The sequence below is a fragment of the Frigoribacterium sp. Leaf186 genome (assembly GCF_001423905.1).
Classification (GTDB): Bacteria; Actinomycetota; Actinomycetes; order Actinomycetales; family Microbacteriaceae; genus Frigoribacterium.
Genome location: NZ_LMPQ01000010.1, coordinates 350629 through 368610 on the forward strand (window position 1 = coordinate 350629; position 17982 = coordinate 368610).

Below are 17982 nucleotides of genomic sequence, written 5' to 3' on the forward strand. Positions count from 1 at the left end.
GAGCTACTTCCCCTTCACGGCGGTGCGGACGAAAACGATGCGGCCACGAGCACCGGGGACGGCGCCCTTGACGAGCAGCAGACCCTTCTCGGCGTCGACGGCGTGCACCGTGAGGTTGAGGATGGTGACGCGCTCGCCACCCATGCGACCGGCCATGCGCATGCCCTTGAAGACACGGCTGGGAGTCGAGGAGGCGCCGATCGAACCGGGCTTGCGGTGGTTGCGGTGCGCACCGTGCGAGGCGCTGACGCCCTTGAAGTTGTGACGCTTCATGACACCGGCGAAGCCCTTGCCCTTGGAGGTGCCGACGACGTCGACCTTCTGGCCGGCCTCGAAAGTGTCGACCGTGAGCTCTTGGCCGAGCGAGTACTCGGCGGCGTCGGCGGTGCGGACCTCGGTGAGGTGACGGCGGGGCGTGACGCCCGCGGCGTCGAAGTGACCCGTGGCGGGCTTGTTCGACTTGCGGGGGTCGATCTGGCCGGCCGCGATCTGGACGGCGGTGTAGCCGTCCTTCTCGAGCGAGCGGAGCTGGGTCACGACGTTCGGAGCGATCTCGACGACGGTGACGGGGACGAGCTTGTTGTTCTCGTCCCAGACCTGGGTCATGCCGAGCTTCTTGCCGAGCAGGCCCTTGACGTTCTTGGTGGTGCTGATGGTCATGGTCGCCCCCCTACAGCTTGATCTCGATGTTGACGTCGGCAGGCAGGTCGAGACGCATGAGCGAGTCGACGGCCTTCGGCGTCGGGTCGACGATGTCGATGAGGCGCTTGTGCGTGCGCTTCTCGAAGTGCTCGCGCGAGTCCTTGTACTTGTGGGGCGAACGGATCACGACGACCACGTTCTTCTCGGTCGGAAGCGGCACGGGGCCGACGACCGTAGCGCCCGCGCGGGTGACCGTGTCGACGATCTTGCGCGCGGAAGAGTCGATGACCTCGTGGTCGTACGACTTAAGTCGGATGCGGATCTTCTGTCCCGCCATGTGTGACTCTCTCTCGTTCGGACGTCGCGCACCTCGGGGGCCGCCTGACGCTGTTCGCTGGGCGAACATCTGTTGGCACTACGTGTCTCTCGCGTACCGCTGTTCTTGTGTCGATCCATCTGCCGAAACCGGCCGGTGCCCGCGAGGAAGGACCCGGGGAGGGCCATCTTCGCCACCGCCACCTGCGCCCAGGGCTTCGCCCCGGTTCACCGCGGCCGTGGCCACGGCGGTGGTTTCGTTGTGAGATGCGTCCTGCTACCCGCGGCCCAGACGCCTTGCGTCTGTGCACTGCCTGGCAGTGATCCGACACCCGGCGCTGAGGCCGGGCTCGGAATGTTGAACTAGACGATTTTGCCACACGCCTGCATTTGCTGCAACCCGGGCGTGTCGCGGATCTCAGATCGCGTCGACGACCGGCGCCGGGCGGAACCACGGCGGGTAGACGGCCACTCGCGGTGCGGCGTCACCCAGGTCGGCGAGCGTCTCTTTCACGGCGTCGCGGACCTTGTCGTTGGGCACGCCCACGAGCGTCACCGACGAGAAGGGGACCGACTCGGGGACGAGCACCTCGGGGCCGAGCAGGTCGGGGTCCTTGAGGCTGAAGCGACGCACCATCGACGACGCGTCGTCGAGCCCGGCGGCGGCGCGGACGCCCTCGACAGCGGCGTCGCCCTCGGTCACGACGAAGTCGTCGCCGAGCGAGGCCACGGGCACGACGAGCATGACGAAGTCGATGGCACGAGCCTGACGGGCCGCGTCGGACCACTCGTAGCCCTCGGCGCCGGTCCGCACGGCGTCCCATGCCGTCGCGTGGGGCGACAGCGAGAACGGCACGTGGGCGGCGACGGGCTGACCGGAGGCGGTCGTGACCGAGGCCCGCAGTGCGCGGGTCGCCTCGGAGCTCACGTCGAGCGCGGGCGTCGCACCGGCCAGCAGAGCTCCGGCCTCGAGGATGGCGGGCAGGTTCGAGACGTGGGTCCAGTGGTAGGCACGCTGCGTCGAGAACTCGGGGACCGGCGCGGCGGCCGACTGGGCCGCCACGGCGACGGCGGCCGAGTCACGAGCCAGGGCCGGGGTGCTGCGCAGCGACTCCGGCTTGCGGTTGGAGGGGCGGCGGCGCGTGGTGACCGACCGTGCGGCGGCCGAGGGCATGCCGTCCGCGGCGCCCTCCCGCTTGCGGGGAGCGCAGATGTCGCACAACTCTCGCTCGAATCCGTGGATGCACTCGTCAGTCACTGCAGTTGTTCCTTTCGGGCGACCCGAACGGGACGCGACCCTCTAGGTTACGTCACGCCGGTGACCGTCACGAGACCGGGAGGCTCCGACGAGCCCGGCCCCTCACCTGAAGAGCAGCGCCCTGACCTCCGACTCGGCGGCGTGCACGCGCGCCGGATCGATGGTCTCGCCGTGTCGGTACGCGTCGACGAGCCGCGGATCGACGTACGACGACTTGGCGACGGCCGGGGTGTTGCCGAGGACGTCGGCGGCGTCGCGCATCGCCTGCGCCAACGACCTCGACTGGCGGGAGGCCGACGCCTGCGGCCCGGAGCGGGCCAGGCTGACGGCGGCGGCGACGGTGCCGTGCAACGTGCGGAAGTCCTTCGCGGTGAACTCGTCGCCGGCGCGCTCCTTCACGTACTCGTTGATCTCGGTCGCTCGCAGCGGGTGCCAGGCCGCGCGCGCCTCCTCCGCTCCCCCGACCTCGGACTTCCACGCGAGCAACCGGGCCCGCCCACCGCGCCGCTTCAGGCTGCGGACGACGGCCGCGAGGTCGGCGTCCCGGATGTCGGAGTCCCAGTCCTGACCGCTCTTGCCGGGGAACGCCAGCGCGACGGTGTCACCCGAGACGGTGGCGTGTGCGCAGAGCAGCGTCGACAGCCCGTGACTGCCGTGCTCCTGCGCGTAGCGCTCGGACCCGACGCGTAGCGACCCGGTGTCGAGCATGCGGAAGGCCGCGGCGAGCACGCGGTCGCGTCCGGCACCCGTGGCGCGCAGGTCACGGGTCACGAACCGTCGTGCCGTCGGCAGCGACTCGGCGAGGGCCAGGGCACGGTCGAACTTGATGCGGTCCTTCTGCTCCCGCCAGGTGGGGTGGTAGATGTATTGACGACGTCCGGCGGCGTCGAGCCCGGTGGCCTGGATGTGCCCGTTGTCGTACGGAGAGATCCAGACGTCGGTCCAGGCCGGCGGGATGGCCAGGTGCTCGATGCGGCCCCGCAGCTCGGTGTGGGCCACGGCCGTGCCGTCGGCGGTGCGGTACGAGAAACCGCGCCCGGCACGCACACGGGTGAGGCCGGGCCGGCTCGAGTCGGTCCTCCGGAGGCGCGGCATCGGTCGAGTGAACACCGCCCGTCACCGAGGGGGCTGGGCGGGGTACAGCGGAGCCCCCGCCCTCGGGCGGGGGCTCCGGGGGCCCTACTGGTTGCCGATCTTCTTGTCGGCCTGTTCTTTCGCCTGCTGGATCTTGTCGGTGTGCTTGCCACCCGTGGCCTTGTCGGCCGCGTTCGCGACGGCGTCGAGGATGTTGTCGCTGACGCCCTCTGCCTTCTCGCTCTTGAGCGCGTCCTGCACCTTGCCGTCTTGCAGGAAGGCCTGGGCCTTCTTGGTGATGTCGTCGAAGCCTGCCATGACGTCCTCCCGTCGCCGCCGGTCCGTCCGGCGTCACGTCCATCGTGCACCGGGAACGCGAAAGAGGCCAGACCCCCAGGGGGCCTGACCTCTCTCGTCGGATCAGCGATTCTGCGTGAGCAGGACCTACTTCTTGATCTCGGTGACCGTGCCGGCACCGACCGTGCGGCCACCCTCGCGGATGGCGAAGCGCAGACCGGCTTCCATTGCGATCGGCTGGATCAGCTGGACGCTGATCTCGGTCGTGTCGCCGGGCATGACCATCTCGGTGCCCTCGGGCAGCGTGATGACACCCGTGACGTCGGTGGTGCGGAAGTAGAACTGCGGGCGGTAGTTCGCGTAGAACGGGTTGTGACGGCCGCCCTCGTCCTTCGACAGGATGTAGACGTTCGCCTCGAACTCGGTGTGCGGCGTGACCGAACCGGGCTTGACGACGACCTGGCCGCGCTCGACGTCCTCGCGCTTGGTGCCGCGGAGGAGCAGACCGGTGTTGTCGCCGGCCTGGGCCGAGTCGAGCAGCTTGCGGAACATCTCGATGCCGGTGACGGTGGTCTTGACGGTCGGGCGGATGCCGACGATCTCGACCTCTTCGTTGACGTTGAGCTGACCGCGCTCGACACGACCGGTGACGACGGTGCCACGACCGGTGATCGTGAAGACGTCCTCGATGGGCATGAGGAAGGGCTGGTCGGTGGCGCGAACGGGCTCGGGCACGTTCTCGTCGACGGCGTTCATCAGCTCGGCGACCGTCTCGGCCCACTTCTCGTCACCCTCGAGGGCCTTGAGAGCGGAGACCTGGACGATCGGGGCGTTGTCGCCGTCGAACTCCTGGCTCGAGAGCAGCTCGCGGACCTCGAGCTCGACGAGCTCCATGATCTCTTCGTCGTCGACCATGTCGGCCTTGTTCAGCGCGACGACGATGTAGGGCACGCCGACCTGGCGGGCGAGCAGGACGTGCTCACGCGTCTGGGGCATGGGACCGTCGGTGGCGGCGACGACGAGGATCGCGCCGTCCATCTGAGCGGCACCGGTGATCATGTTCTTGACGTAGTCGGCGTGGCCGGGGGCGTCGACGTGAGCGTAGTGGCGCTTCTCGGTCTGGTACTCGACGTGCGAGATGTTGATCGTGATGCCGCGCTGCTTCTCTTCAGGCGAGTTGTCGATCTGGTCGAACGCCGACGCCGTGTTGAGGGTGGGGTACTTGTCGTGCAGGACCTTGGTGATCGCCGCGGTCAGCGTGGTCTTGCCGTGGTCGACGTGACCGATGGTTCCGATGTTGACGTGCGGCTTGGTCCGCTCGAACTTGGCCTTAGCCACTGTGGGTCCTCCTCAGGACTCGGTTGCGGTGCGGCCGGGGGCCGGGTCGATGACCCGGCCTACCGGACGCCCCGCGGATTGGTGTGTGTACATGTTACGCGGTCGTCGGACGACCACGCGGTTCAGGACTATTCGCCCTTGTTCTTCTGGATGATCTCTTCGGCGACGGCCGAGGGCACCTCTTGGTACGACTCGAACGTCATCGAGTAGACGGCCCGGCCCGAGGTCTTCGACCGCAGGTCGCCGACGTAACCGAACATCTCCGACAGCGGCACGCTGGCCCGAACGACCTTCACACCACTGGCGTCTTCCATCGACGAGATCTGCCCGCGACGCGAGCTGAGGTCGCCGATGACGTCGCCCATGTATTCCTCGGGCGTACGGACCTCGACCGCCATGAGCGGCTCGAGGAGAACGGGCTGGGCCTTGCGAGCCGCCTCTTTGTAGGCGATCGACCCAGCGATCTTGAACGCCATCTCGGACGAGTCGACGTCGTGCGCCGCACCGTCGAGCAGCAGGGCGCGGACGCCCACCGTCGGGTACCCGGCGAGGACGCCGACCTGCATGGCGTCCTGGATGCCGGCATCGACCGAGGGGATGTACTCGCGGGGGATGCGGCCACCGGTGACCTTGTTGACGAACTCGTAGGTCGACTCGGCCGTGACCTCGAAGGGCTCCAGCGCGATCTGCACCTTGGCGAACTGACCCGAACCACCGGTCTGCTTCTTGTGGGTGTAGTCGTAGCGCTCGATGCCCTTCTTGAGGGTCTCGCGGTACGCGACCTGGGGCTTGCCCACGTTGGCCTCGACGTTGAACTCGCGCTTCATGCGGTCGACCAGGATGTCGAGGTGGAGCTCGCCCATGCCCTTGATGACCGTCTGGCCCGTCTCGGCGTTGAGCTCGACGCGGAACGTCGGGTCTTCTTCGGCGAGCTTCTGGATGGCCAGCGACAGCTTCTCTTGGTCGGCCTTGGTCTTCGGCTCGATCGCGACCTCGATGACGGGCTCGGGGAACGTCATCGACTCGAGGACGATCTGCTCGGCCGGGTCGCACAGGGTGTCACCGGTGGTGGTGAACTTGAGCCCGATGACGGCGTAGATGTGACCGGCGGTCACGCTGTCGACCGGGTTCTCCTTGTTGGAGTGCATCTGGAAGATCTTGCCGATGCGCTCCTTCTTGTCTTTGGTCGAGTTGATGACCTGGGCGCCGGACTCGATCGAACCCGAGTAGACGCGGACGTAGGTCAGACGACCGAAGAAGGGGTGCACCGCGACCTTGAAGGCGAGAGCCGAGAAGGGCTCCGTCGACTCGGGCTTGCGGATGATGATCTTCTCGGCGTCACGGACGTCGTGGCCCTCCATCGGAGGCACGTCGAGCGGCGAGGGCAGGTAGTCGATGACCGCGTCGAGCATGGGCTGGACGCCGCGGTTCTTGAAGGCCGAACCACAGAAGATCGGGTAGAGCTCGGAGTTGACCGTCATCTTGCGGACGGCGCCCTTGATCTCGGCGATCGTGAGCTCTTCGCCACCGAAGTACTTCTCGAGCAGCACGTCGTCGGACTCGGCGACGGTCTCGAGCAGCTTGGCGCGGTACTCCGCTGCCTTCTCCTTGAGGTCTTCGGGGATCTCTTCGATCTCGTACTTCGCACCCAGCTCGACGTCACCCTTGGCGTCGCCGCGCCACGTGAGGGCACGCATCTCGACCAGGTCGACGACGCCCTCGAACGAGCTCTCGGCACCGATCGGGAGCTGCATCACCAGCGGCTTGGCGCCGAGGCGGTTGATGATCGTGTCGACCGTGAAGTAGAAGTCGGCACCGAGCTTGTCCATCTTGTTGACGAAGCAGATGCGCGGCACGTCGTACTTGTCGGCCTGACGCCAGACGGTCTCGGACTGGGGCTCGACGCCCTCCTTGCCGTCGAAGACGGCGACGGCACCGTCGAGCACGCGGAGCGAACGCTCGACCTCGACCGTGAAGTCGACGTGACCGGGGGTGTCGATGATGTTGATCTGGTTCTTGTTCCAGAAGCAGGTCGTCGCCGCCGAGGTGATCGTGATGCCACGCTCTTGCTCTTGCGCCATCCAGTCCATCGTGGCCGCACCGTCGTGGACCTCACCGATCTTGTGGGTGATGCCCGTGTAGTACAGGATGCGCTCGGTGGTCGTCGTCTTGCCAGCATCGATGTGAGCCATGATGCCGATGTTGCGGACCTTGTTCAGGTCGGTGAGCACGTCCTGTGCCACGGGTTCCTCCGAAGGGGTAGGTGGGGAAGTTGGGGGGACGAGGAGGTGCGGTGCGCGTCGTGCGCACACCGCGCCTCCTCGTGCCGGTTACCAGCGGTAGTGCGCGAAGGCCTTGTTCGACTCGGCCATCTTGTGCGTGTCTTCACGACGCTTGACGGCAGCGCCGAGACCGTTCGACGCGTCGAGGATCTCGTTCATGAGACGCTCGGTCATCGTCTTCTCGCGACGAGCCTTGGCGTAGCTGGTGAGCCAGCGGAGGGCCAGGGTGTTGGCGCGGTGGGGCTTGACCTCGACGGGGACCTGGTAGGTCGAACCGCCGACGCGGCGCGAGCGGACCTCGAGCGTGGGGCGCACGTTGTCGAGCGCCTTCTTCAGCGTGGCGACCGCGTCTTGGTCGTTCTTGGCGGAGACGCCGGCGAGGGCACCGTAGACGATGCGCTCGGCGAGGCCCTTCTTGCCGTCGAGGAGGATCTTGTTGACGAGCTGGCTGACGATCGGCGCACCGTAGACCGGGTCGGCGACGACAGGGCGCTTGGGCGCGGGTCCTTTACGAGGCATTACTTCTTGTCCTTCTTCGCACCGTAGAGGCTGCGAGCCTGCTTGCGGTTCTTCACGGCCTGGGTGTCGAGGGCGCCACGGACGATCTTGTAGCGCACGCCGGGGAGGTCTTTCACACGACCGCCGCGCACGAGCACCATCGAGTGCTCTTGCAGGTTGTGGCCCTCGCCGGGGATGTAGGCGGTGACCTCGGTGCCGTTCGAGAGCTTCACACGGGCGACCTTGCGGAGCGCGGAGTTCGGCTTCTTGGGAGTGGTGGTGTACACACGCGTGCACACGCCACGCTGCTGGGGGTTGGACCGCAGGGCGGGGGCCTTGGTCTTGACGACCTTCGGCGTGCGTCCCTTGCGGACCAGTTGCTGAATGGTGGGCACTGGTTCTCCTCGTCGGATCTCGACGTCGCTCTCTCGAACGCGCCGAGTCGCGCTGCTCTCGCATCGCTCTGCTCTGTCCGGCTGATCAGCCGGCATCCTCGTCTCGGTGACCGAGACGGTCTGCCCGTCTCGTCCGTGAGGTCGAGGGGGCGATATTCGGGCGCGCGGTCAGGCGCACACCCGAAAGAGCTTATCTTGCGCTAGGGCCTTAATCAAATGGTCACGAGTCGGACGGTCGGGGCTCCGAACGCCCCGGGTCGACGCGCGACACGGCCAGCGTGCCCGCGACGACCACCCCGGCGCAGACGGCCGAGCCGATCACGAACGGCGAGACCGCGTACCGCGCCGCGAAGAGCAGCACCCACACGAGCTCTTCTCGCACCAGGCCGTAGACGACTCCCCCGACGACGAGCATCAGGACGTACACGAGCGCGGCGGTGACGATCGAGGCGACGAGGAGGTGCGGTGCGGGCCCCCGGGGGCCCGTCACCTCGTCGCCGGTGCCGGCGCGCGTCACGCCCGCGGCCGCCGGGCGGGCGAACACGGCGGGCTGGGCGGGGAACGTGCCCCGCACCTCCGGAGCCCTGTCGTCGCGGGCGTCCGACAGGGCGGCGGACCGCAGCAGCGACAGCAGCACGACCAGGACGGCGGCGGCGACCATGAGCGGGCCGAGCAGGGTGCCGGCGTCGGGTTCGTCGATCGGGTCGCGGTCGAGCAGCAGGGCCTCGAAGCCCGCGACCATGATGACGAGCGCACCGAACAGGACGGTGCCCATGACGGCGTAGACGGCTCGGGACATCCTCCCAGGCTACGCGCCGTGGGCAGGCGCGGCGGCTCGCCGGTGCGCGGGCTACTCGCCGGCGGCGGTGTCGGAGCTCGTGCCGTCGGTGCCCTCGGCCGTGGTCGTGGGCGTCTCGGCGGCCTGGTCGGCCTGGGTGGCGGCGGCGTCCTGGAGGACGTAGACGAGTCCGCCGACGGTCCACTGGTCGGGGACGGCGTTGGTGGAGCCCCCCTCCGACGACCCGGAACTGGCGAAGTCCGTCACGAGGAACAGGCGGGAGCCCTGTTGCAGCCGGCCGAGGAAGGCGCGTGCCTGCTCGTAGCTGCCCTTGACGGTCACCGTGATCGGGATCGACGAGAAGTTCGCCGCCGTGATCTGCGGGTCGGTGACCAGCTCGGGGGCGGTGGCCACCGGGGCGGTCGGCTCGGCGGTGGCCGCCGTGCCGTCCGTGGTCGAGTCCGAGCTGCTCGCGTCGGCGGCCGGGGCCGCGGCGGCGGGTGCCGCGGGTGCGTAGGCGACGGCGTCCGAGGTCGTGAAGCCCGTCACCGTCGTCCCGGTCGCCGTCGCCAGGTCGCTGATCTCGGCCAGGAACGTCGGCATGGTCGCCTGCGACGGCACGGAGGTCTGCAGGGCGCCGAGTTCGGTCTGCAGGGCGGGCAGCTTCTCGTTGTCGGCCTCGAGGGTGGCGAGCCCGGCACGCAGGCTCGCGTTCTGCTCGTCGACCGAGACCGTCTGCTGGGAGGCCGTCGAGGCCGCGGTGAGTTGCGGCTGGACGCCGAGCACGAAGCCGAGCGCGAGCACGACGACGCCCGTCAGCACGGCCACGATCATCTTCAGGCGGTTGGGGTCCATGGTCATTCGTCCTTCGAGGCGGCGAAGCGTCCGGAGAACGCGTCGGCGGTGATGTGCATGGTGACGTCGGCCTTGTAGGTGCCCTCCTCGAGGGTGACCGAGCCGGGCTGGGCGTCGGCGAAGCCCGGCAGGGTCGCCAGGCCGTTCAGCCAGTCGGGGACGGAGGGCAGGGTCGGGCTGGTCGCCTGGAAGGTGAGGGTCGCCACGCGGGACCCCTGGAGGGGCGCCGTCGGCTGGGCGTACTGGACGAGCGGCGACGCCTGGTCGAGGGAGACCCCGACGATGGTGACGCCGACCGGCAGGGTGGCCTGCACCTTCTCGAGGTAGGTCGGCCAGTCGATGTCGGTCGATCCACCGACCGTCTGGGCGGCCCCGGTGAGACCGACCTGCGCCTGCGTCTTCCGGAGGTCCGCGTACATCCCCTGCTCCATCAGCAACGTCTGGGTCTCGCCCTGAGCGATCATGAGGCCGTCCTCGGCGTTCATGCGCTCCAGGAACGCCGCTCCCGAGCCGATGCCCACGACGACGGCGACCACGGCCACGCCGGCCCACACCCGACGGGTCAGGGCTGCCGCGCGACGCTCGGCGCGGACCTCGGGGGGCAGCAGGTCGACGCGGGGCGCGCCTCCCACGACGATGCCGGCGTCCTTCCTGGTTCTCATGCTGCGCTCCCCAGTGCCAGGCCGAGGGCCACGGTCAGGTCGGTCGACCGCGACCGCAGGGCGGCCTCGTCGAGGTTCTTGGCGAAGCCCACCGTCGCGAACGGGTCGGCGAGGGCGACCGGCAGGCGGGTGACCTCGCTGAGCGCCTCGGGCAGGCCGGGCAGCGAGGCTCCCCCGCCGGCGATCATGACGCCCGCGACGGTCTCGGTCGGGCGGGTGTTGACGTAGTACTGGATCGTGTTGCGGAGGCTGCCGAGCAGCTCGTTGACCGACTCGAAGATGGCGCTCGAGGCGGCCTGCTCGTCGGGGGTGGTGACGGTCGTGGCGAGGCCCCGACCGTACTTGATGCCCTCGGCGACCTGGGCCGAGACCTCGAGCTTCGCCGCGACGGCCTGCGTCACGTCGTCGCCGCCCGAGGGGATGATGCGGACGAACTGCGGCACGCCGTCGGCGATCATGATCACCGAGGTCGTGCTGTGGCCGATCTCGACGAGCGCGACCGTGCCCGCGATGCGCGGGCGGGTGACGAGGAGGCGCGTGTTCGAGAACGGGATGAGGTCGACCCCCAGCGTGGTGAGGCCGGCGAGCTTGCTCGCCTGCACATTGCCGAGGACGGCGTCCTTGACGGCGGCGATGAGCAGCCCGTGGACGACGGGACCGTTCTCGCCGAGCCCCTCGGCGTACGGGTAGAAGTCGAGCAGGGCGTCGGCGACCGGCACCGGCAGCATGTCCTGCACCTGGAACGGCAGCATCTCGCGGATGCGCTTGTGCGAGGCCTTCGGCACCGTCATGTCGCGGGCCAGGACGCGCTGGTTGCCCATGCCGAGCACGACGCGCTTGCTCTTGAAGCCGCCGGCCGACCACAGCTGCTTCAGGGTGCCGGCGACCGTCTGCGACTCGATCACCTCGCCACGACTCGCCGCACCCTCGGGCAGGGCGACCTCGCTGAACCGCACGATGGTCGGCTTGGCCTTGTCGACGTCGGCGACCTCGACCGCGCGCACGAAGCGGCTGCCGATGTCGATGCCCACGATGTTCTTGCCCATCAGTTCTGCTCTCTGTCAGCTCGCCGGGTCATGCCAGGCCGAGGAGGGTGAGGTACGCCGTGGCGACGGTGCCGCCGGCGAAGACGCCGACCCAGGCGCCCGCGAGCATCCAGGGTCCGAAGGGGATGCCGCCCGTGCGCTGCACGCGCCGGGTGACGAGGAGGACGACGGCGAAGAGGCCGCCGAGCAGGAACGCCGCGAAGGCGCCCACGGCGAACTCGCCCCAGCCGAGCCAGGCGAGGTACAGGCCGAGCACGCCGGCGAGCTTGACGTCGCCGAAGCCCATGCCGCCCGGGTACGACAGCGCCGCGATCAGGTAGAAGGCGAAGAGGCTGACGAGCCCGATGGCGGCCCGGACGAGCGCCGGCCAGTCGCCCACGAGCAGGCTCGAGGCCGCCAGCAGCGCTCCGCCGACGGCGTACGACGGCAGCACGACGGCGTTCGGCAGCCGGTGGTGCTCGAGGTCGATCACGGCGAGCGCCACGCTCACGCCGGCCAGCCAGAGGAAGGCGACGAGCGAGAGGAGGCGCGACACGAGCGGCAGCGCCTCGGTCGGCACGTCGGCGAGCGGCCAGAGCCGGGCGGCGACGAGCACGAAGAACACGCCGGTGGCGAGCTCGACGATCGGGTAGCGGGCCGAGATCGAGGTGCGGCAGTCGCGGCACCGGCCGCCGAGGGCCAGCCAGCTGACCACCGGCACGTTGTCGCGACGACGGATCGGCGTGGAGCAGCCGGGGCAGGCACTCGCCGGTCGCGCGATCGAGAGGCCGGCGGGCAGGCGGTGCACCACGACGTTGAGGAACGAGCCGATGGCGAGCCCGAGGGCCGCGGTGAGCGAGAGGGGGAAGACGACGGCGATCACTTGATCTCGACCCCCGCCGCCGTGAAGGCGGTCTTGCTCTCGACGAGCTGGCTGATGCCGTAGCTGGTCGACACGGGCGAGAGGAACTTCGGCGGGGCCATGAAGGCCATCCGGGTGTCGTACTTGTACGCCTTCGTGTAGCCGGTGACGATGGCGCCACCCGACGTGGTGGCGACCGGCCCGCGGAACTTCTGGGCGATGGCGCCGTTGATGATCAGCTTGCCCTTGGGGTAGCCGTTGTCGAGGTTGTAGTTCTGCACGGTGAAGGTGTGCGCGACCGACAGGATGGCCGCGCTGACGGTGCGGTCGGTCTTGCTGCGGTCGAGCAGGGTCGAGGTCGTCACGTCGCGGGTCTGGGTGCAGGTGTAGACGAAGAAGCCGTTGCGGCACGTGGCGTTGTAGGTCTCGGTCGTGGTGGTCGTCTTGACCGGGTTGTGCACGAACACGGCGTTCTGCCCGACGAGGCCCAGCATGTCGGCCGCCTGGTCGACGTAGGTGAGGTTGCCCGTGACGTACACGTAGTTCGCGGCGGCGACCGTGACGTTGCCCTTCAACGCACCCTTGACGAAGACGTCGCCCTTGGTGCAGCCGTACGAGATCGTGTCGCCCGAGGTCACGGGCGGCGTCTCGCCGACGACCGGGAAGCCGACGCCGTTGCCCGGGGTCGTCCCGTCGGCACCCGTGCACGAGAAGCTCGGGATCGCCTTCTTCGGGAAGTTCGGGTCGGACGTGAGCGAGGGGACGTCCTGGACGAAGATCAGGTTGTTGGCGATCACGGGCATGGTCTGGCCGCCCGGGCTGCCGAGCGTGCCTCCCGACCCGCTGAACCCGGGGGTGCCGCAGCCGGACGCCACCGACCCACCGGTCGCGGGCTCACCCGTGACGTTGGTCGCGACGGTGTACGGCGAGTAGACGGTCATCGTGCCGCCCGAGTTGAAGGTGATCGTCGTCGGACCGGTGAAGAGGCACCCGGGACGGGGCACGGTCGAGCTCGTGAGGTCGGACCGCACCTCCTGACGCAGGGACTGGTTGGTCGCGGGCATGTCGACGCGCTTGGCGAAGGCGGGGTAGTCGGGGTTGACGAACTTGGGCGCGCCACAGCCGGACGGGGTGCTGTAGCGGGGGGTGTCGGGGTTGGCGCTCGTCACCGTGCCGTTGAAGGTCGCCCCGCAGATCAGCAGGGTGTCGTTGGTGTGCAGCGGACCGTCGATGACGTCGGCCGCACCGAACTGCAGGGTCGTGCAGTTGGGGCGGTTGGCCACGGCCCACTCGTAGGCCGGCGTGCAGGAGGTGTTCGACAGCTGGGGGTCGAACAGTTCGTAGTCGGTGAAGTACAGGAAGTCGATGAAGCCCTTCTGCTTCAACCCGGCCACGACGGTCCGCGTGGTCGCACCGACCTTGCCGGTCGCGCGCAGGCGCAGGATGCCCGACTTCGAGTAGGCCGAGTTGTCGACCTCGTAGCGGTACGACGACGTGGTGCTGCCGGCGACGGGCATCCACGTGCCGCCCGTCCCGACGCCGAACGCCGGGTTGCCGGCGGTGCCGGTGAACGTGCTCGTCTTGCTGAACTCGGTGCCCTTGGCCCCGTACTGCGTGTACGTGTTGTCGTTGGCGAGCTTGCTCTGGTAGTCCTCGACGCCGGCGTAGGCGGCGGCCATCGCGGCGTTGAAGTCCGAGTCCGACCTCGAGGCGGTCGCGCCGCTGATCGCGACCGACACCATCGTGGCGCTGAGGATCAGCAGGACGGCTCCGAGGCCGATCACGGTGATGAGGGCGACGCCCCGTTCGCCGTCGTGGCGCACACGAGCCCACCGGCGGCCCAGTCGGGCGTGCAGCAGCGTGATCATCTCGACTCCTACGACGTGAGGTTGGGCAGGCCGACCGTGTTGGTCAGGACGGTGGACTTCGACAGGTCGGCGGACGAGCCGACCTGCAGCGAGACCTGGACGGCCGAGATGCCCCGCACCAGGGCGACGGGCACGGCACCGCCGGTCAGGGGGATGGTCGAACCACTCGAGTCGACGTAGCGGAAGAGCGCGGGTGCCCCCTGCGCCGTGCTGACGACGGGCGACGCGATCGTGCGGACCGAGCTCGGGGTGGACTGGAACCCCCAGTAGCCGCCACCGAGGTCGTACGAGGCCCAGGTGGTCTCGACGAGCTTGCCGTCGACGACCGCGAACTCGACGGTCACGGGCTTCTCCTCGGACGACGTCAGGTTCACGTACGCGTAGATCTTGAGGCTCTGGTCGGTCGCCGTGACGAACGCGGCGTCGGCGATGTTCGACGTCGAGACGGGGTTGTTCGTCGCGGCCCGGACGGTTCGCGTCATCTCGGTCATGCCGACGGTCGCGGTCCGGGTCGCGGTGTCGATCGTGCGGCTCGAGGCGGACGCCCGGTAGGCGCTGACGGCGAAGCCCCCGGTGAGGGCGATGAGCACGGCGAAGAGCGCCATCGCGACGAGCATCTCGGCGAGCGAGATGCCCCGGTCGGGCTGGTCGACGAGCCGGCGCAGGCGGCGGGCGAGGGCGATGGTCATCAGCCGGCCGGTCGGGGGTCGAGGGTGGCCGCGCCGGTCGACTTGTCGATCGTGCCGCGGGTGCGGATGGCGTCGGCCTCGAGGTTCACGGGGCTCTGCGCCGTGACGATCCCGAGGAGGTCGAGCACGACGACCGAGAACTTCCAGGTGCCGAACGGCAACGCCACCTCTTTCTGGCCGCTGACGGTGAAGGTGTAGCTCTTGTTCGTGTTGCAGCCGGGGTCACCGTTGGCCTTGGTGCCGACCGACGTGGCGATGACCGTGGCCTGGCCCTTCATGTCGGGCAGGCGGACGACGCCCATCGGCACGCCGACCGTGGCGGTGCCACCGGGCGCGGCCGCGACGGCCGTGAGCGGCTGACCGGCCCCGTTGCCGGGCGACGCCGCCCAGGCGGACGGGTCGACGTCGACGCACGGCGTGTTCGTCACGACCCCCTTGTCGTCCTTGATCGGGGCGACGTATCCCCCGGCCATGACGGTGTAGGCGACCGGGAAGAGGGTCGCGGGGTTGGCCGCCGACGTGACGGTCTGGACGCCCCCGAGGGTGCTGACGAAGGTGGTCTCGAGGTCGCTCGGCAACAGGACGCTGCTGCCGTAGTTGGACGCGTACTTCAGCGTGTAGCTGCCGGCCGTGTCGTAGGTGAAGCTGACCGACGACGAGGTGCCTGCCTTGACGACGACCGGGGTGGTCTTGGGGGCGGCGACCTGCTTGATGTCGAGGTTGCCGGTCTTCATCACGCCGACGTCATAGTTGCCGGGCTTGACCTTGAGGGCGTACGTGCAGCCCTGGGCGTTCGTGACGGCAGGGGTCGTCGGGGCGGAGGCGCCGTTCGGGGTGGCGGCCGGGGCGATGCCCACGGTGACGCCGGGGTTGCCCGCGCCGCCGGCGCCCGTCACCTTGACGACGATCGTGCCCAGGGCGGGGTCGTTGATGCGGTCGCTCGGAGCGAGGACGGTCTCGCTGGTCACGGGGGCGGTGACGGACCGCTGGCCCGTGTAGCTCACGCTGACCGTCACGGCCTTGTACTGCAGCGTGCCGGTGCCGGTGCCGCAGTCGGTGACGGTCGAGGTGGAGTCGACCCAGCGCACCGTCTGCGACAGCCGGAAGTCGATGCCCGAGACCCGGGAGTCGATCTGCGCGTTGTCGACCGAGAAGACGTTCTGCGTGGCGCGCACGAGGTCGACCTGCTGCGCGGCGAGGTTCGTGGCGATCGCCCGGGCCCGGGACTCACGGGTGAGGACGAGCGCGTTGGTGATCGAGTAGGCGACCCCGACCGAGATGATCGCGAAGACCATCATGGCGACCATGACCTCGACGAGGGTCAGGCCGGCCTCGTGGTCGCCGGTCGGGCGGAGGCGCTGGCTGAGCTTCTGGAACATGGTGGTCACCTCCCGGTCGGGTCAGGGGTGGAGCGTGTCGACGGATGTCGCGAAGCGGGCCGGAGGCGTCAGGCGCCCCCGGCCCGCTTCGGTGCGGCCCCTAGGGCTTCGGGACGAAGGCGCCGCCGGAGCAGGTGCCTGCCGCGACGCCCGAGCTCTCGGAGGACGCGAAGGTGTTCGTCGTCGAGCTGGTGCCCTGGATGCAGAACCCCTTCTTGTCGGTGGTCACCTGGTAGACGATGCCCGTGGTGTCGGTACCGATGGAGGCACCCGCGGCCTTGAGGTCGGCGGTCAGCGTGGCCGCCGTGTACGAGGCAGCCGCAGGCAGGGTGCCCGAGCTGGTCTGCTGGCTGATGATCGCCGTCTTGACGTTCGTGATGTCGCTCTTGACGCCCGAGTCCTTGGCGTTGTTCTGGACGCCCAGGTACACCGGGATGGCGATCGCGGCGAGGATGCCGATGATGATGACGACGACGAGGAGCTCGATCAGGGTGAAGCCCTTGTCCTTGTCTTCGGCGAGGTTCTGACGGCGGGCGCTGAGCTTGCCCATGAGGGTGAAGTACATGTCGCTGGTCCTGTTCGGTCGGGTGCGGGAGTGGCGCCGGAGCGGCGCCCGAGTGATCGGGTAGGCGGTCACTGAGCTCCCGCCGAGATCGATGGTGCCACCTGGGAAAGTGCCCCAGAATCCCTTGGAAGGGGGGTTTTCCCCTGCGACACGGCCCCAGTTCGGGTATCCCCCGAAGGGCCGGAAACCGCCGGTCAGCACCCGTTCGCGGGGTAGACCGGGTCGTCGTCGGACGCCGGGAACGCGAAGGAGGCGCGAACCGGCCTCGTGAGCCGGCCCGCGCCTCCTGCGGGGTGTCTGGTGCGTTACTTGATCAGCGACGTGATCTGGAAGATGGGCAGGTAGAGCGCCACGATCATGCCGCCGACGACGACGCCCAGGAAGGCGATCAGCAGGGGCTCGATCAGGGCCGTCAGCGACTCGGTGGTCGACTTGACCTCTTGGTCGTAGAAGTCGGCGACCTTCTCGAGCATCGTCTGCAGCGAACCGGAGTCCTCGCCGACCGAGATCATCTGCGTGACCATCGTCGGGAACACGCCCGACTGGGTGAGCGGACCCGCGATGGACTCGCCCTGCCGCACCGACTCGGCCACCTTGACCAGCGCCTCCTCGAGCACGTAGTTGCCCGAGACCTCTCCCACGATCCGGAGGGCCGTGAGGATGGGCACGCCGGCCCCGATCATGTTCGAGAAGTTGCGGCTGAAGCGCGCGATGGCGATCTTGCGGAACAACGCGCCGAAGACGGGCAGCCGGAGCTTCAGCGGGTCGAGGAACGCCCGCACCTTGACCGAGTTCTTGTTCGTCCGCCACCAGATCGAGAACGCGATGCCCACGACGACGGCGATCGGCACGACGACCGGCATCGCCCGCGAGGCGTAGACGAGCATCATCGTCGGCAGGGGCAGCTGCCCGCCGAGGTTCGTGAACATGTCCTGGAAGATCGGCACGATGAAGAGCAGCATCACGACCACGGCGACGAGCGACATGACGAGCACGACGACGGGGTAGGTCATGGCCGACTTGATCGTCGACCGCAGCGCCACCTCTTTCTCGAAGTTCTCGGCCGTCGACTCGAGCGCCTTGTCGAGGAACCCGCCGGTCTCGCCCGCCTTGATCATGTTGATCATCAGCGGCGGGAAGTCCTTGTCGTGCTTGCCGACCGCGTCCGAGAACGAGACGCCCGTCTCGACGTCGTCGCGC

19 protein-coding genes are annotated in these 17982 nt (G+C 68.8%); all 19 read right to left on the bottom strand.

Annotated features, from left to right (window positions below):
• Positions 1 to 3 precede the first annotated feature (3 nt).
• Positions 4 to 654, bottom strand: a complete 651-nt coding sequence (rplC, locus tag ASG05_RS08385) for a 50S ribosomal protein L3 (RefSeq protein ID WP_200936824.1) — start codon at positions 652 to 654, stop codon at positions 4 to 6.
• A gap of 16 nt (positions 655 to 670) precedes the next feature.
• Entirely contained in the window at positions 671 to 979 is a 309-nt protein-coding gene (rpsJ, locus tag ASG05_RS08390) for a 30S ribosomal protein S10 (RefSeq protein WP_056259724.1), read from the bottom strand.
• Between the two features lie 396 nt (positions 980 to 1375).
• On the bottom strand, positions 1376 to 2215 hold the full coding sequence (locus ASG05_RS08395) for a DarT ssDNA thymidine ADP-ribosyltransferase family protein (RefSeq protein WP_157490140.1): 840 nt from the start codon (positions 2213 to 2215) through the stop codon (positions 1376 to 1378).
• A 102-nt stretch (positions 2216 to 2317) separates the two neighbouring features.
• Positions 2318 to 3310 (bottom strand): DNA topoisomerase IB, encoded by a 993-nt coding sequence (locus tag ASG05_RS08400; RefSeq protein ID WP_056259728.1) that lies wholly within the window; start codon positions 3308 to 3310, stop codon positions 2318 to 2320.
• A gap of 84 nt (positions 3311 to 3394) precedes the next feature.
• On the bottom strand, positions 3395 to 3607 hold the full coding sequence (locus ASG05_RS08405) for an Rv0909 family putative TA system antitoxin (protein ID WP_056259729.1): 213 nt from the start codon (positions 3605 to 3607) through the stop codon (positions 3395 to 3397).
• Between the two features lie 126 nt (positions 3608 to 3733).
• Positions 3734 to 4924, bottom strand: a complete 1191-nt coding sequence (tuf, locus tag ASG05_RS08410; protein ID WP_056259730.1) for an elongation factor Tu — start codon at positions 4922 to 4924, stop codon at positions 3734 to 3736.
• 128 nt (positions 4925 to 5052) lie between these two features.
• Positions 5053 to 7167, bottom strand: a complete 2115-nt coding sequence (fusA, locus tag ASG05_RS08415) for an elongation factor G (protein WP_056259732.1) — start codon at positions 7165 to 7167, stop codon at positions 5053 to 5055.
• An 87-nt stretch (positions 7168 to 7254) separates the two neighbouring features.
• Positions 7255 to 7725, bottom strand: a complete 471-nt coding sequence (gene rpsG, locus ASG05_RS08420; RefSeq protein WP_055799861.1) for a 30S ribosomal protein S7 — start codon at positions 7723 to 7725, stop codon at positions 7255 to 7257.
• Positions 7725 to 8099: a 30S ribosomal protein S12 gene (gene rpsL, locus ASG05_RS08425; protein WP_043593380.1), complete on the bottom strand. Its 375-nt coding sequence runs from the start codon at positions 8097 to 8099 to the stop codon at positions 7725 to 7727. The genes rpsG and rpsL overlap by 1 nt, the downstream gene beginning before the upstream one ends.
• 220 nt (positions 8100 to 8319) lie before the next feature.
• Positions 8320 to 8898: a DUF6121 family protein gene (locus ASG05_RS08430; RefSeq protein WP_056259734.1), complete on the bottom strand. Its 579-nt coding sequence runs from the start codon at positions 8896 to 8898 to the stop codon at positions 8320 to 8322.
• A gap of 51 nt (positions 8899 to 8949) precedes the next feature.
• Positions 8950 to 9732, bottom strand: a complete 783-nt coding sequence (gene pilO, locus ASG05_RS08435; RefSeq protein ID WP_056259736.1) for a type 4a pilus biogenesis protein PilO — start codon at positions 9730 to 9732, stop codon at positions 8950 to 8952.
• Between the two features lie 2 nt (positions 9733 to 9734).
• Complete coding sequence (locus tag ASG05_RS08440) at positions 9735 to 10394, bottom strand: hypothetical protein (RefSeq protein WP_157490141.1); 660 nt, start codon at positions 10392 to 10394, stop codon at positions 9735 to 9737.
• A complete protein-coding gene (pilM, locus tag ASG05_RS08445; protein ID WP_056259739.1) occupies positions 10391 to 11440 on the bottom strand; it encodes a type IV pilus assembly protein PilM in 1050 nt (349 codons plus the stop codon). Before pilM ends, ASG05_RS08440 begins: the two co-directional genes overlap by 4 nt.
• Positions 11441 to 11468: 28 nt before the next feature.
• A complete protein-coding gene (locus tag ASG05_RS08450; protein WP_056259742.1) occupies positions 11469 to 12302 on the bottom strand; it encodes an A24 family peptidase in 834 nt (277 codons plus the stop codon).
• Positions 12299 to 14149 carry a hypothetical protein gene (locus ASG05_RS08455; protein WP_056259744.1) on the bottom strand — a complete coding sequence of 617 codons (1851 nt, stop codon included), beginning with the start codon at positions 14147 to 14149 and terminating at the stop codon, positions 12299 to 12301. Before ASG05_RS08455 ends, ASG05_RS08450 begins: the two co-directional genes overlap by 4 nt.
• 8 nt (positions 14150 to 14157) lie before the next feature.
• Positions 14158 to 14838, bottom strand: coding sequence for a type II secretion system protein J (locus ASG05_RS08460; RefSeq protein WP_056259746.1), 681 nt, complete (start codon positions 14836 to 14838; stop codon positions 14158 to 14160).
• On the bottom strand, positions 14838 to 16217 hold the full coding sequence (locus tag ASG05_RS08465) for a prepilin-type N-terminal cleavage/methylation domain-containing protein (RefSeq protein WP_157490142.1): 1380 nt from the start codon (positions 16215 to 16217) through the stop codon (positions 14838 to 14840). Before ASG05_RS08465 ends, ASG05_RS08460 begins: the two co-directional genes overlap by 1 nt.
• Before the next feature lie 100 nt (positions 16218 to 16317).
• A complete protein-coding gene (locus tag ASG05_RS17040) occupies positions 16318 to 16782 on the bottom strand; it encodes a type II secretion system protein (protein ID WP_056259750.1) in 465 nt (154 codons plus the stop codon).
• Between the two features lie 305 nt (positions 16783 to 17087).
• A partial coding sequence (locus ASG05_RS08475) for a type II secretion system F family protein (RefSeq protein WP_235491441.1) occupies positions 17088 to 17982 on the bottom strand: 895 nt, incomplete at its 5' end.